The sequence below is a fragment of the Streptomyces desertarenae genome (genome assembly GCF_042681365.1).
Lineage (GTDB): Bacteria > Actinomycetota > Actinomycetes > Streptomycetales > Streptomycetaceae > Streptomyces > Streptomyces desertarenae.
In genome coordinates, this window is sequence record NZ_JBHUFU010000003.1 from 99368 (window position 1) to 112699 (window position 13332).

Annotated in this window: 13 protein-coding genes; 5 read left to right on the plus strand and 8 right to left on the minus strand. The window is 76.7% G+C overall.

The window, feature by feature from the left end; translation table 11 throughout:
* Nucleotides 1-11 precede the first annotated feature (11 nt).
* The gene (locus ACFSJS_RS06600) at nt 12-983 is read left to right on the plus strand and encodes a universal stress protein (protein WP_380897774.1); all 972 of its coding nucleotides are present in this window, start codon (nt 12-14) and stop codon (nt 981-983) included.
* Between the two features lie 79 nt (nt 984-1062).
* On the plus strand, nt 1063-1443 hold the full coding sequence (locus tag ACFSJS_RS06605) for a hypothetical protein (protein WP_380897776.1): 381 nt from the start codon (nt 1063-1065) through the stop codon (nt 1441-1443).
* A 53-nt stretch (nt 1444-1496) separates the two neighbouring features.
* On the opposite strand, the gene ACFSJS_RS06610 is transcribed toward ACFSJS_RS06605, so the two are convergent.
* Both ACFSJS_RS06610 and ACFSJS_RS06615 read right to left on the minus strand, forming a co-directional pair.
* The gene (locus ACFSJS_RS06610; protein WP_380897778.1) at nt 1497-2234 is read right to left on the minus strand and encodes a peptidoglycan-binding protein; all 738 of its coding nucleotides are present in this window, start codon (nt 2232-2234) and stop codon (nt 1497-1499) included.
* Nucleotides 2234-2491: a hypothetical protein gene (locus tag ACFSJS_RS06615; RefSeq protein WP_380897779.1), complete on the minus strand. Its 258-nt coding sequence runs from the start codon at nt 2489-2491 to the stop codon at nt 2234-2236. The genes ACFSJS_RS06610 and ACFSJS_RS06615 overlap by 1 nt, the downstream gene beginning before the upstream one ends.
* Before the next feature lie 344 nt (nt 2492-2835).
* On the opposite strand from ACFSJS_RS06615, the gene ACFSJS_RS06620 reads away from it, so the two are divergent.
* The gene (locus ACFSJS_RS06620; protein WP_380897781.1) at nt 2836-3042 is read left to right on the plus strand and encodes a hypothetical protein; all 207 of its coding nucleotides are present in this window, start codon (nt 2836-2838) and stop codon (nt 3040-3042) included.
* A 116-nt stretch (nt 3043-3158) separates the two neighbouring features.
* Here the strand turns inward: ACFSJS_RS06620 and ACFSJS_RS06625 are convergent, their stop codons facing one another.
* From ACFSJS_RS06625 to gndA, 5 genes are all read right to left on the minus strand, one after another.
* Complete coding sequence (locus ACFSJS_RS06625; protein ID WP_380897783.1) at nt 3159-3356, minus strand: DUF2795 domain-containing protein; 198 nt, start codon at nt 3354-3356, stop codon at nt 3159-3161.
* Between the two features lie 100 nt (nt 3357-3456).
* Entirely contained in the window at nt 3457-4956 is a 1500-nt protein-coding gene (locus ACFSJS_RS06630; protein ID WP_380897785.1) for a DEAD/DEAH box helicase, read from the minus strand.
* Nucleotides 4957-5248: 292 nt separating this feature from the next.
* Nucleotides 5249-5452 (minus strand): cold-shock protein, encoded by a 204-nt coding sequence (locus ACFSJS_RS06635; RefSeq protein ID WP_242334262.1) that lies wholly within the window; start codon nt 5450-5452, stop codon nt 5249-5251.
* 326 nt (nt 5453-5778) lie between these two features.
* Nucleotides 5779-6942 (minus strand): S1 family peptidase, encoded by a 1164-nt coding sequence (locus tag ACFSJS_RS06640; RefSeq protein WP_380897787.1) that lies wholly within the window; start codon nt 6940-6942, stop codon nt 5779-5781.
* A 247-nt stretch (nt 6943-7189) separates the two neighbouring features.
* Complete coding sequence (gene gndA, locus ACFSJS_RS06645; protein ID WP_380897790.1) at nt 7190-8662, minus strand: NADP-dependent phosphogluconate dehydrogenase; 1473 nt, start codon at nt 8660-8662, stop codon at nt 7190-7192.
* Nucleotides 8663-8866: 204 nt separating this feature from the next.
* On the opposite strand from gndA, the gene ACFSJS_RS06650 reads away from it, so the two are divergent.
* Nucleotides 8867-9733 (plus strand): alpha/beta fold hydrolase, encoded by an 867-nt coding sequence (locus tag ACFSJS_RS06650; RefSeq protein WP_380897792.1) that lies wholly within the window; start codon nt 8867-8869, stop codon nt 9731-9733.
* Nucleotides 9734-9744: 11 nt separating this feature from the next.
* Here the strand turns inward: ACFSJS_RS06650 and ACFSJS_RS06655 are convergent, their stop codons facing one another.
* On the minus strand, nt 9745-11493 hold the full coding sequence (locus ACFSJS_RS06655) for a bifunctional 3'-5' exonuclease/DNA polymerase (protein WP_380897794.1): 1749 nt from the start codon (nt 11491-11493) through the stop codon (nt 9745-9747).
* 244 nt (nt 11494-11737) lie between these two features.
* On the opposite strand from ACFSJS_RS06655, the gene ACFSJS_RS06660 reads away from it, so the two are divergent.
* Nucleotides 11738-12910, plus strand: coding sequence for an acyl-CoA dehydrogenase family protein (locus ACFSJS_RS06660; protein WP_380897796.1), 1173 nt, complete (start codon nt 11738-11740; stop codon nt 12908-12910).
* Nucleotides 12911-13332 lie beyond the last annotated feature (422 nt).

The window sequence follows — 13332 nt, forward strand, 5'->3', positions numbered from 1 at the left end:
AGGTGAGGACGATGGACGCCGACTCCGGCACCGAGGCCGGACTCCGGGGGCACGTGGCCGTCGGAGTGGACGGTTCCCGGCGCTCCGGAATCGCCCTGGAGGAGGCGGTGGCGCAGGCACGGCGCCGCGGGCTGCCGCTGGAGGTGGTGCACGGCCGGCCCTGGTCCGCCCTCCCGGAGGACGGAGGGCTCGGCTGGGAGGGCGGCGCCGGGACCGCCGCGGAGGGCCCGGTGGCGCACACCCGCTCCCGCGACGAGGCCCGCCGGCTGGCGGAGGCGGCCGCCGGCCGGGCGCGCGGACTGGCCCCCGGGCTGGAGGTCCGGGCCTCGGCGGTGGACGGCGACGCCGCCGACGTCCTGGTGGAGCTGAGCCGCCGCGCGGCGCTGACCGTGGTCGGGTCCCGGGGGCTGGGCGGCTTCCGGGGGCTGCTGCTGGGCTCGGTGAGCCTGCGGGCCGCCGCACATGTGGAGGGTCCGCTGCTGGTGGTGCGCGGTGAGCTGCCGCCGGAGCACGAGCGCGTTCCCCGCGGCACCGTCCTGCTGGGGCTGGAGGGCGAGGACGACCGGGCCGCGGCGGAGGCGGCGTTCGAGGAGGCCGCGGTCCGGGACGCCGCGCTGACGGCGCTGCACGCCTGGGTCTACCACCATCTGGCGCCGCCCGGTGAGCCGCTGGTGCCCACCGGTCCGCCCCGGCGGGACATCGCCCGGATCGGGCGGAGCGAGGAGATGATGGCCGAGTGGGTCCTGGAGCCGTTCCGCGAGAGGTACCCGCAGGTGCCCGTCCGGGTCGAGGTGGTCAGCGGCGCCGCCGCCCACCTGCTGGTGGAGGCGAGCGAGGAGGCGGATGTGCTGGTCGTCTCCGCCCACCGGGGGCGGGGCAGGCTCGCGATGCGGCTGGGGCCGGTGGTGCACTCGCTGCTCCACCACGCCCGCTGCCCGGTGCTGGTGATGCCCGCCGCACGCGGGAGCGGTGGGGAGCGGTGACGGCCGCCCTGCCGGGGTGCGCCGGCGTCCGCCTGCCGCTCCGACCGGAGCGGAAAGGCGCCGGGCGGGGGGCCGCGACATGATCGAGGTTCTGGCGGTCGTCCTGCTGCTCGCCCACGCCCTGGCGCACCTGAGGGTGTGGGCGACGCCGGAGGACCCCGACCACCCGGCCCCCTTCGCCCCCGGCCACTCCTGGGCGCTGGCCGCGGCCCACCTGACGCAGGAGACCGCCCGGGCGGGCGCGGTGGCCATGGCGTCGATCACGGCCCTGCTGTACGGCGTGGCGGGTGTGGCGCTGGCGGCGGGCCTCGACTGGTGGGCGCCCGCGGCGGTGCTGGCGGCGGCGGGCGGACTGGTGCTGAAGACGCTGTGGTTCAGCCCCTGGCTGCTGGTGGGGATCGCCGCCGACGCGGGTGTGGTCCTGGCGGTGACGCTGGAGTGGCCCGCCTCCCTGTACTGAGCCCGTGCCGGGCGGGCCGGCGCAGTCGGCCCGCCCGGCACGGCGCGGGGCCGTCAGGCGAAGGCGGCCTCCCAGGTGCGCGGTCCGACGACGCCGTCGACGGCCAGTCCGTGCCGGGCCTGGAAGGTCTCGCACACCCTCCTGGACCGGGCGTCGTAGCGCCCGTCCACCCCGATGGACCAGCCGCGGTCGCGCAGCCGGAGCTGCCACACGCGCACTCCGGGGTGCTCGGTGGCCGGGGGGTGGGAGAAGTAGACGCCCGGCCAGGCCGGTGGCCCCGCGGCGGGCTCCAGCGAGCCGTCCAGGACGTAGGGGGAGAGCCCGCCCGGGCAGGAGGTGGGCAGGTGGTCGGCGTGCCGGTTGATCCCGCGGCCCGCGCCGCCGACGTCGCGCAGGGTGCCGATCGACCAGCGCAGGGCGTCCAGGAGCCGGTCGGTGACGGGGTCGTAGTCGGAGGGGGAGCCGCCGGTGAGCGCGCAGACCGCGTACCAGTCCCGGTTGCCGGTGTCGGTGCCGTTGGCCGCGGTCCGCACTCCGGGCCCGCGGCCCTCGAAGACGTACCCGTGGACGCAGACCAGGTAGGTGTAGGCGATGTCGGCCCAGCCGTTGCCGTCCATGTGGTGGTTCTGGATGCCGCGCACCTGCCCGGCGCAGGAGCCGTGGTCGGACTGGGCGGTGCGGGAGCCCCCCACGTGGTGGACGGTGGTGCCGCCGTTGCCGGGCGTGATGTCGGCGGACCGGTTGCGGGGGGCGCGGGCACCCCACTCCGAGCGGGGGACGAAGACCGCCATCAGGCCTCCGCCCGGTCGGCGCCGCACCGCACCCCGGCGTTCAGGGGTTCGGTGGCGTCGTCGCAGCCTTCGGGGTAGAGGGCGGTCGGATGGTGCGGGTGGGTGGCCGCCGGGAACCGGTGGCCGGTGTACTCCGCCGTGCGGGCGCCGAGGACGGGAAGGGACGCGGCGCAGGCGGCCAGGGCGGCCGTGGTGCCGGTGATGCCGAGGAAGCCGCGCCGGGACGGTCGGGGTGGGGTGGGGAGGGTGGGGGACAACGTGTTCTCCTGCCGCCGAGGGAGGGGGTCGGCGCTTGTTCGCCGCGGTGCGGGGAGGGGCCTACCCCCGCAGCCGGGGCGCAGGCTCGGCCGTAGCGGTGAACGTTCCCACCGGGCGGACGGGTGGGGCGGGCCCCGGGCCGGCCGCCGCTCCGGACCGGGGGCTCCCGTGCCCCGTTCCGCGGGAGGAGGCGGACAGGTCCTCCGGGGTGCCGGTTTCCGCACCGGCCCGCATGTGTCACCCGTAAGCGGGTACGGCGTCCTCCTGTCACCAACGATCACAACCGATCGCGACCGAGGGGCCGGAGGCACCGGCCCCGGGTCGCGGAGCCGAGGAGGCCGACATGACCACGCCCGAGGAGAACCGGCCCAAGACCGGGAAGACCGACCAGGTGGTCTTCGACGAGCAGGGGCAGGAGGCCGCGCGCCGGGCCGAGGCCGCCAACGAGGACCGGGGGAACGTCGGGCGGCAGCTGGAGGACGCCATGAACGAGGCCGGCGTGGACCGCGAGGACCTCACCGGCGAGCGCGAGGACGAGGGCGGCCGGTGACCGGCGGAGGTTGACGGGCGGCCGGGGCGCCGGTGCGTCCCGGCCGTTCGCCGACATGTCCTCGGGGCGCGCCCGCAGCCGCGGGCCCGCCCCGAGGATGTCGCGGCCGGAAGGGGTCAGCCGTTGCCGAAGACCGCCTTGCTGACGTCGTCCGGGCCGTCGAAGCGGTCCTTCTTCAGCGAGGAGAGCTCCTTGACCACTTCTTCCTTCGCGCCTTTCCTCCTGGCGTTCTCCACCAGGGAGTCGCGGTCGGCGGGGTAGTCCACGCCGCCCAGCGCCTTCTGCAGTTCGATGGGGTTGTCGATCCCGCCCATGGAACACCTCCGTTCGCGTGTGGACCGCCGGAGTACCCGGCGGTCCCGCGGGGCATGCACGGTGCGCGCCGGCGGCCCCGGGGGGCCGGGGCGTCGGGCGTCAGGAGGTGCCGCGCGAGCCGCCGGAGAGGCGGCGGGCCCGTCCGCCTCCGCTCCGCTCGGCGGCGGGGGCGCCCGCCCGGCGGCTGCGCGCGGGGCGGCGGGCCCGTCCGCGGCCGCCGGACGGCGCCTCGCGCCGGGTCCGCTCGGGCTCCGCGGCGGGGAGGGTGACGGGGACGCCGGAGGGCTCCTTGGCGCCGGTGATGCGGACGAGGTCCCCGCCCGTGGAGCGGACCGGGGTGACCTGCGGCGAGATTCCCGCGGCGACCATCATGCGGTCGACCTCGCGGCGCTGGTCGGGCACGACCAGGGTCACGACGCGGCCGGACTCGCCGGCCCGCGCGGTGCGCCCGCCGCGGTGCAGGTAGTCCTTGTGGTCGGCGGGCGGGTCCACGTTGACGACCAGGTCGAGGCTGTCGACGTGGATGCCGCGGGCGGCGACGTTGGTGGCCACCAGGACCGTGGCCTGTCCGTCCTTGAACTGCTCCAGGGTGCGGTTGCGCTGGTTCTGCGACTTGCCCCCGTGCAGCGCGCCGGCCCGTACGCCGCTGGCCAGCAGGCGCCTGACCAGCCGGTCGACGGCCCGCTTGGTGTGCACGAACATGATCACGCGCCCGTCGCGGGCGGCGATGCGGGTGGTGACGGCGTTCTTGTCGTCGACGCTCACCCGCAGGATGTGGTGCTCCATCGTGGTGACGGCACCGGCGGGGGGATCCACCGAGTGGACCACCGGGTCGGTCAGGAACCGCCGCACCAGCCGGTCCACGTCGCGGTCCAAGGTGGCGGAGAACAGCATGCGCTGGCCGTCGGGGCGCACCTGGTCCAGCAGGGCGGTGACCTGCGGGAGGAAGCCCATGTCGGCCATCTGGTCGGCCTCGTCGAGCACGGTGGTCCGCACCTCGCCCAGCCGGCAGTCGCCGCGCTCGACCAGGTCCCGCAGCCGCCCGGGGGTGGCGACGACCACCTCGGCGCCGTCCCTGAGCGCGGCGGCCTGGCGGCCGATCGACAGGCCGCCCACGACGGTGGCCAGCCGCAGCCGTACGGCCCTCGCGTAGGGGGTCAGGGCCTCGGTGACCTGCTGGGCCAGCTCCCGGGTGGGGACGAGCACCAGGGCCAGGGGGCGGCCCGGCTCGGCGCGCAGCCCGCTGGTGCGGGCGAGGACGGCCAGCCCGAAGGCGAGCGTCTTGCCCGAGCCCGTCTGCCCGCGGCCCAGGACGTCGCGGCCGGTGAGGGAGTCGGGCAGGGTGGCCCCCTGGATCGGGAACGGCACGGTGACGCCCTGGTGGTGGAGGGTCTCCAGCAGGGGGGCGGGCATGTCCAGGTCGGCGAACGAGGCCACCGGGGGCAGGCCGGGCGTGCCGGTGGGCACGGCCGACTGCTCCCGCCGCGGCGCGCCGGCGGCACGGCCCCGGGCCGGGGCCTGCGCGGGCTTCCGTGCGGGGGCGCCGGTGCGGGCGGGACGGCGGCGGGGGGACCGGGTGGAGCGGACGGGGGACGTCATGGGGAAGAACCTTCCTCGGGGCGGCGCGTGCCGAGGAAGACCCCGCGGTGGAACCGGGCGGGGCATCGCGGGAACGAGCCGGGGTGGGATCCGGGGCCCGCCGTGCGGCGGGAGGACCGGGCGGTCACCGTCGGGACCGCGTGTGCCGCACCGCGGCACGGGCGCCCGTCCCCGCGCGGCGGCGGAGTGCCGTCCGGGCGCGGTCGGGGCGGGTATGGCGCAGAGCCGGGGCCCGCACCCCTGGTGCGGGCCCCGGCTCTGTGGTGCTGTGCTGTCGGCAGCGTCTGGGCGGTCAGGCCGGGACGATGTTCTCCGCCTGCGGGCCCTTCTGGCCCTGCGTGACGTCGAAGGTGACCTTCTGGCCCTCCTGGAGCTCGCGGAAGCCCTGGGTGGCGATGTTCGAGTAGTGGGCGAAGACGTCGGCGCCGCCGCCGTCCTGCTGGATGAAGCCGAAGCCCTTTTCCGCGTTGAACCACTTCACGGTACCGGTGGCCATTTTTTCTCCTCACAAGGGGGCAGAGCGGGAGGTCCGCACCGTGCGGACCTCCGTGTCGCCGGAATGAGACCCCACCGGAAGAGCCGGAAAAACAAAGGCGCCTGAAGGTCACAACCGCCAGGCGCGCACAAAGTTCATGGGTACCAAAACTGCAACGGAAACCAACCTAACACACTTTCCGTTCGGCGGGGAGAGGAGAGGGGCGCCGGCGTCCCGTGCGGCCCGGAAGGGGCCGCGGCCGCCGCGGCCCCCATGGCGGCGGGGCCGCCCGGTGCGACCGGGCGGCCCCGCCGTGCGCACCCCCCGGTGCGCGGTTCGAGGGGAGGTCAGGCGGTGTGCAGCGTCAGGCCGTACACCGACAGGATCTCGTTGACGGGCTGGAACCAGGTCTCGCCGCCGCCGGAGCAGTTCCCCCAGCCGCCCGACGTCACGCCCTGGGCCTGGTCGCCGCTGACGAACGAGCCGCCCGAGTCGCCGGGTTCGGCGCACACGCTGGTCTTGGTCATCTGGTGGACGGCGCCCTGGCTGTAGTTGACCGTCTCGTTCTTGGCCAGCACCTGGCCGCAGTGCCACCGGGTGGTGGAGCCCGAGCGGCAGATCGAGGCGCCCACCGGGGCCTCGGCCGACCCGCGCACCAGCACGTCGGGCGTCGCCCCCCAGCCCAGCACCACCGGAACCGTCCACCAGCCGTGTCCGGTGCTCACGAAGGCGTAGTCGTTGCCGGGGAAGGACGAGCCGCGGAACTGCCCCATCTGGGAGCCGTCCCAGCCGCGCACCGAGTCGCCGGCCCGGCCGCAGTGCCCGGCGGTGACGAAGCCGCCGTGGACGGAGAAGCCTATGGAGCAGCGGGCGTTGCCGGTGTAGTACGGGTCGCCGCCGACGACACCCGCGGCGAAGGTGCGCGGTGCCTCGCCGGCGCTCTCGCGGACCGTCACCGGGCCGGCCTCGCGCGCGTCGTCGAGGAAGGCGCGCACGGCGCCGTCGCGTCCGGCCCCCTCGACGAGCTCGACCACCACGCTGTTGGACCGGGGGTCGACGTGCCAGCTGCTCACCCCGGCCGGGGCGGCCTCCTTCCCGGCACGGGCGTCGATGCGGGCCTTGGCGGCGTCCAGCTCCTCCGCGCTGTGCTCGACGATCCGGGCCGCGGCTCCGGCCCGGCGCACCTCGTCGGCCCTCTCCCGGCTGGTCACGCCGACGACCAGCTTCCCGGCGCGGGCGTCGAACCAGGAGCCGCCGAAGGCGGCGCCGGCGGCCTTCTCGGCCCGCGGCGCGACCCGGGCGGCCTCCGCCTCCTGCCGCAGCCGCTCGCGTGCGTCGCTCTCGGTCAGTCCCAGGTCGCGTTCCATGGCGTCCACCAGGGCCTGGGCCGGGGCGGGGGAGGAGGGGGCGGGGGCCGCGGCCGCGGTGGTCAGGCCGGTTCCCGAGGCGGTCAGGGCGCCGAGCACCAGAAGTGCGGACAGGCCCGCGCGCACACCGGATCTGCGTCTCATGACGGTGGGTCTCCTTCACTGTCGCCCGACCGGGGGCGGCCGGGGTGGGGTGGGACAGCGGGGAGACGCTGGGAGCGCCGGCTTCTGAGAGCGCTCTCAGCGTCTGGCCCGACCGACTCTAGAGGGGGTTCCGGGTCATGTCCATACCAACCTGGAGGGACGCTTCCGTATCCGGTCCGGGAACGAGGCGGAGAAGGGGCGCGCAGACGGCCGGGAGTCGCGCCGGCCCGCGGTCCGGCGCGCGCCGTCAGGAACCGGCGCGCACCTCGGAGCGGTCCCCGCCCCACAGGGTGTGGTAGACGCCCGCCCGGTCGGTGCGCCGGTAGGTGTGGGCGCCGAAGTAGTCGCGCTGGGCCTGGACGAGCGCCGCGGGCAGCCGTCCGGCGCGCAGCGCGTCGTACGAGGCCAGCGCGGCGGACAGGCCCGGCACGGGCACGCCGTGGCGCACGGCCTCGGCCACCGCCGAACGCCACGCCGGCTGCGCCTCGCCGACCTCTCCGGCGAACCCCTCGTCGGCCAGCAGGGTGGGCAGCGCGGGGTCGGCGGCGAAGGCGGCCCGCACGCGGTCCAGGAAGGCGGCCCGGATGATGCACCCGCCGCGCCAGACCGCGGCCACCGTCCCCGGGTCGATGCCCCAGCCGTACTCCTCGCTCGCCGCCCGCATCATGTGCCAGCCCTGGTCGTAGGAGACGAGCTTGGAGGCGTACAGGGCCTGCTCGATCTGGTCGGCGAAGTACGCGGCGTCCTCCTCGGCCAGCGGCGGCCGGTGCGGGCCGGGCAGCCCGGCGGACGCCTCGCGCAGCCGGGTGTGGCCCGACAGGGAGCGGGCGAGGACGGCCTCGGCGATGCCGGAGACCGGCACGCCCAGGTCCAGGGCGGTCTGGACGGTCCAGCGGCCGGTGCCCTTCTGCTCGGCGGCGTCGGCGACGACGTCGACGAAGGGGCGCCCGGTGACGGGGTCGGCGTGGGCCAGGATCTCGGCCGTGATCCGGATCAGGTAGGAGTCCAGGCGGCCGGTGCCCCAGGTGCGGAAGACCTCGGCGATCCGGGCCGGCTCGTACCCGGCGACGTGCCGGAGCAGGTCGTGGGCCTCGGAGATGAGCTGCATGTCGGCGTACTCGATGCCGTTGTGCACCATCTTCACGAAGTGCCCGGCGCCGTCGGGGCCGATGTGCGCGGTGCAGGGCGCGCCGTCGGCGGCCTTCGCCGCGATGTCCTCCAGCAGCGGACGCAGCGCCGCCCAGGCCTCCGGTGAACCGCCGGGCATGATGCTGGGACCGTTCAGGGCGCCCTCCTCGCCGCCGGAGACGCCCGCGCCGACGAAGTGGACGCCGCGCTCGCGCAGCCGCCGCTCGCGGCGGCGGGTGTCGGCGAAGTGGGCGTTGCCGCCGTCGACGACGACGTCGCCCTCGTCCAGCAGCGGGGCGAGCCCGTCGAGGACGGCGTCGGTCGGCGCGCCCGCCCTGACCATCACCAGCACGCGGCGCGGCCGCTCCAGCGCGGCGACGAACTCCTCCGCCGTCCGCGCGGGCACGAAGGCGCCCTCGTGGCCGAACCCCTCCACCAGGGCCCGGGTCCTGGCGGCGGTGCGGTTGTGCACGGCGACGGTGTGGCCGTGACGGGCGAGGTTGCGGGCGAGGTTGCGGCCCATGACGGCCAGTCCGGTGACGCCGACCTGCGCCGTGCCGCCGACCGCCGGGTCCTTCGCGGTGTCGCTCATGGTGATGCCTCCTCGAACGCGGAAGGCCGGGGTACCCGGCTGGGCGGCCGTGATCCCCGCGGGCACCCGCCCGCCGGCCCCCGGGCCCGTACCGGTCCGAGCAGGCCACCGACGCGCTCGTCCCCCGCGTCCGCCCCGGGGAGTGGGCGGCGGCCCGGCGGGTAGCCGGTGCCGGACGGAGCGGCGCGGCGGGAGGGAGCGGGCGTGTTCGACGGCTTTGCGCTGGAACGGGTCGACACCGGGGAGGCGGTCCTGCGGGTGCGGCACGGCGGTTCCGGCCCGCCGGTGCTGCTCCTCCACGGCCACCCCCGCACCCACGCCACCTGGCACCGCGTCGCGCCCCTGCTCGCCGACGCGCACACCGTGGTCTGCCCCGACCTGCGCGGCTACGGGCAGTCCTCCAAACCGCCCACCGACGACGACCACACGCCGTACTCCAAGCGCGCCATGGCCCGCGACTGCCTGGCCCTGATGCGGCAGCTGGGACACGAGGGCTTCGCCGTCTTCGGCCACGACCGCGGCTCCTGCGTCGCCTACCGGCTCGCGCTGGACGCGCCCGGGGCCGTGACCCGCCTCGCGGTGGGCGACTGCATCCCCATCGCCGAGCACCTGGCCCGCTGCGACGAGCGCTTCGCCCGCGCCTGGTACCACTGGTTCTTCTTCGCCGTCCCCGACAAGCCCGAACGCGCCATCCTCGCCGACCCCGCCGCCTGGTACGGCGGCTCGAAGGAGGCGATGGGAGCCGAGGCGTGGGAGGACTACCGGCGGGCCGTGCACGACCCGGCCACCGTCCGCGCCATGCTGGAGGACTACCGGGCCGGGCTGACGGTGGACCGACGGAACGACGAGGCCGACCGGGCCGCGGGGCGCCGCATCACCTGCCCGACGCTGGTGCTGTGGTCCGAACACGACGACCTCGGCGACCTCTACCCGGACATCCCCGGCATCTGGCGCGCCTGGGCGGACGACGTCACCTGCGGCACGATCGACAGCGGCCACCACATGGCCGAGGAGAACCCCGGGCAGCTCGCCGCGGCGCTGCGGGCCTTCCTCGCCCCGGAACGGGCCTGAAGCGCCCGGTCTCACGCGGCGTCCGCGTAGCACTCCACCACGGCCGTGGTGAACGGGAAGCGCACCGGCGTCTCCCCGAAGGCGGCGCGGCCCGCGAGCTCCCCCGCCGCGCGGACCGCGCCGGCCACCGCGTCCGCCTCCTCCGCAGGGCAGTGCACGATCACCTCGTCGTGCTGGAAGAACACCAGCTCCGCCCGCATTCCCGCCAGGGAGCGGCGCAGGGCCGCCAGCACCAGCAGCATCCAGTCCGCCCCGCTGCCCTGCACCACGAAGTTGCGGGTGAACCGGCCGCGGGCGCGGGCGCCGGCCGTCGTGCCCGGCCGGCCCTCCGCCGCGCCCGCGCCGTCCGGGGCCGCCGGCCCGTCCCCCGCGCCGTCCGCGCCCGCCGGCGGGCAGGTGCGGCCCAGCCAGGTGCGCACCAGGCGGCCCTCCTCCCCGGCCCGCGCCGCCTCGTCCACGTACGCCACCGCCGCCGGGAAGCGGCGCCGCAGCTCCGCGAGGTGCCGCAGCCCGTCGCCCGAGGTCTGCCCGTAGACCGCGCCCAGCAGCGCCAGCTTGGCCCGCTCCCGGTCACCGCCGAAGACCCGGTGGGACAGCACCGAGTACAGGTCGCGGTCGCTGCCGGCCACCTCCATCAGGCTCCGGTCGCGGGAGACCGCGGCCAGCACCCTCGGCTCCATCTGGTCGGCGTCGGCGACCACCAGCCGCCACCCCGGATCGGCCACCACCGCGCGCCGCACCACCTTCGGGACCTGCAGCGCGCCCCCGCCGTTGGTCGTCCACCGCCCCGAGACCGTGCCGCCGGGCACGTACTCGGGGTGGAAGCGGCCGTCGCGCACCCAGGTGCGCAGCCAGGACTCGCCGTGCGCGGTGTGGAGCCGGTACAGCGTCTTGTGGCGCAGCAGCGGCGCGACGGCCGGGTGGTCGACCTTCCGCAGCTCCCACGCCCGGGCCGAGGCCAGCCGGATCCCGGCCCGCGCGAACGCCCCGACGACCTCGGCGGGCACCTCCGGCCGCACCCGCACCCCCGGTCCGAAGGCCCGCGAGACCTCCTCGGCCAGCTCCGCCAGCCGCCGGGGCTCCCCGCCCGGATAGCGCTCGCCCAGCAGCTCGTGCAGCAGCCCGCGGTGGACGTCGGCCCGCCAGGGCAGCCCCGTCCGGCCCATCTCCACCGCCACCAGCGTCCCCGCCGACTCCGCCGCCAGCAGCAGCCGCAGCCGCCCGGGGTGCTCGGCGGCCTCGGTGCGCCGCACCTGTTCGGCGTACACCTCCAGCAGCGCCCGCAGCGGATCCGCGCCCGGCGGCAGCGGCACCGGACCCGGCGCGAACAGCGAGGGCTGCCGGTCGGCCGCGGGCAGCGGCGGATCCGGCGGCACGGGCAGCCGGTGCAGCCGGGCCCAGGCCGCGGCCAGCGACCGGGGCTCGCCCCAGCGGCCCTCGTGCCCCAGCAGCAGCGCCTCGGCGGCCTCCACGTCGTGGCACCGCTCCACCCGCACCCCGGCCTCCAGCAGGCGCGGGTACACCTCGGCGGTGGACCGCCACACCCACCGGGCGACCTCCGGACGGGTCCGGACCGCCTCCGCCGCGTCCGGCTCGGCCACCACCGGCCCGTCCGGGCGCCCCCGCCCGTCCAGCGGGCACAGCAGGGCCGTGCCCCCGGCCGTCACCGCCAGGGCCCAGCGCGCCCCCCGCGCCGGCCCGTCCCCCGCCCGGCCGAGACCGGCGCCGCCCCCGTCGCCCGGCCCTCGTTCCTCGTGCATGGGGCGAGTGTGGCAGCGGCCACCGACACCCGGGGCCACCGGCGCCCGGGCCCGGTCACGGACGGTCGCCGTCCCCCCGTGACGCCGCGCCCCCGATCGGGCATACTCCCATCACCACGGCCGCCGACCAGCCGATCCCGTGATCCGGGAGGGCTTCACCGGCTGTGGCGATCACATCCCGGCGGCGCCGCCACACCCCCGAGCGTCCGCCGCCGCAGCGCCCGACAGGGAGGAGAGCGCCGCGATGACCGACCACGGCCCCCAGCCGGTGGAACGCCGGATGCCCACCGAGGAGGCCCGCGATCTCCTCACACTGGTGCGCGAGCTGGCCCAGCGCGAGATCCGGCCGGCCGCCGCCGAGGAGGAGGAGGCCGGGCGCTTCCCCCGCGAGACCTTCACCCTCCTGTCGGAGTCCGGGCTGCTGTCGCTCCCCTACGACGAGGAGTTCGGCGGCGGCGGCCAGCCCTACGAGGTCTACCTCCAGGTCCTGGAGGAACTGGCCGCGGCCCGGCTCACCGTCGGCCTCGGCGTCAGCGTCCACACCCTCGCCTGCCACGCCACGGCCCGCTTCGGCACCAAGGAGCAGTGCGCCGAGCACCTGCCGGCCATGTTCACCGGGGGGCTGCTGGGCGCCTACTGCCTCTCCGAGCCCTCCTCCGGCTCCGACGCCGCCTCGCTGCGCACCCGCGCCGTCCGCGACGGGGACGAGTGGGTCATCGACGGCACCAAGGCGTGGATCACCCACGGCGGCATCGCCGACTTCTACACCGTCATGGCCCGCACCGGGGCCGAGGGGCCCCGCGGCGTCACCGTCTTCCTCGTCCCCGGCGACGCCGAGGGGCTGAGCGCCGCGGTCCCCGAGCGGAAGATGGGCATGAACGGCTCACCGACCGCCCAGGTGCACTTCGACGGGGTGCGCGTCCCCGACAGCCGCCGGATCGGCGAGGAGGGCCAGGGCTTCGCCATCGCCCTGGACGCCCTCGACTCCGGCCGGCTGGGCATCGCCGCCTGCGCGGTCGGCGTGGCCCAGGCCGCCCTGGACGAGGCGCTGGCCCACACCGCCGGGCGCGAGCAGTTCGGCCGCCCCGTCTCCGACTTCCAGGGCGTGCGGTTCATGCTCGCCGACATGGCGACCCGGATCGAGGCCGGACGGGCCCTGTACCTGGCCGCGGCCCGGCTGCGCGACGCGGGGCAGCCGTTCGGCCGGCAGGCCGCGATGGCCAAGCTGTTCTGCACGGACACCGCGATGCAGGTCACCACCGACGCGGTGCAGCTGCTGGGCGGGTACGGCTACACCCGCGACTACCCGGTCGAGCGCCTGATGCGCGAGGCGAAGGTGCTCCAGATAGTCGAGGGCACCAACCAGATCCAGCGGATGGTCATCGCCCGCCACATCGCGGGCCCCGAGCGCCGCTGAGCCGCCGGTGGCGCCCCGCCGCCCCGGGCGGCGGGGCGGAGCCGCCCGCCTCCCGACCGGTCCGCGGCGGGGGGCCGGGCGGCTTCCGTATCTGCGGGCACCCGCAGGCGGGTGCCGTCCCCGCCGGCGCGGCGGAGCACCCCCCGGCCGGATCCGCGGCCTCCGCGGGACCTCCGCGGTATGTGTCGTGCTGTGACAGATTTCCGCGAGCATGCCGCAGCCGCCCCGGCGGCCGAGAATGACGCCGAAGCAAACGGTCCGGTCCGCGCCCCCACGCGGACCGGGCCGGCGGCGCCCTCCGTCCGGGAGGGCGCAGGAGGGCCCCCGACATCCTTGCCGCGACCGGGAAACGGCAAGGCTCTCCCTCCCCGGACCGGTCCCACCCCCACGTGGGACGGGTCACCGCCCCGGCAGGAACGAGG

Coding starts and splice junctions, on each gene's coding strand:
- ACFSJS_RS06605 (WP_380897776.1), top strand. CDS start 1,063: ATGATCGAGGTTCTGGCGGTCGTCCTGCTGCTCGCCCACGCCCTGGCG.
- ACFSJS_RS06630 (WP_380897785.1), bottom strand. CDS start 4,956: ATGACGTCCCCCGTCCGCTCCACCCGGTCCCCCCGCCGCCGTCCCGCC.
- ACFSJS_RS06660 (WP_380897796.1), top strand. CDS start 11,738: ATGACCGACCACGGCCCCCAGCCGGTGGAACGCCGGATGCCCACCGAG.
- ACFSJS_RS06655 (WP_380897794.1), bottom strand. CDS start 11,493: ATGCACGAGGAACGAGGGCCGGGCGACGGGGGCGGCGCCGGTCTCGGC.
- gndA (WP_380897790.1), bottom strand. CDS start 8,662: ATGAGCGACACCGCGAAGGACCCGGCGGTCGGCGGCACGGCGCAGGTC.
- ACFSJS_RS06600 (WP_380897774.1), top strand. CDS start 12: ATGGACGCCGACTCCGGCACCGAGGCCGGACTCCGGGGGCACGTGGCC.
- ACFSJS_RS06620 (WP_380897781.1), top strand. CDS start 2,836: ATGACCACGCCCGAGGAGAACCGGCCCAAGACCGGGAAGACCGACCAG.
- ACFSJS_RS06625 (WP_380897783.1), bottom strand. CDS start 3,356: ATGGGCGGGATCGACAACCCCATCGAACTGCAGAAGGCGCTGGGCGGC.
- ACFSJS_RS06635 (WP_242334262.1), bottom strand. CDS start 5,452: ATGGCCACCGGTACCGTGAAGTGGTTCAACGCGGAAAAGGGCTTCGGC.
- ACFSJS_RS06610 (WP_380897778.1), bottom strand. CDS start 2,234: ATGGCGGTCTTCGTCCCCCGCTCGGAGTGGGGTGCCCGCGCCCCCCGC.
- ACFSJS_RS06640 (WP_380897787.1), bottom strand. CDS start 6,942: ATGAGACGCAGATCCGGTGTGCGCGCGGGCCTGTCCGCACTTCTGGTG.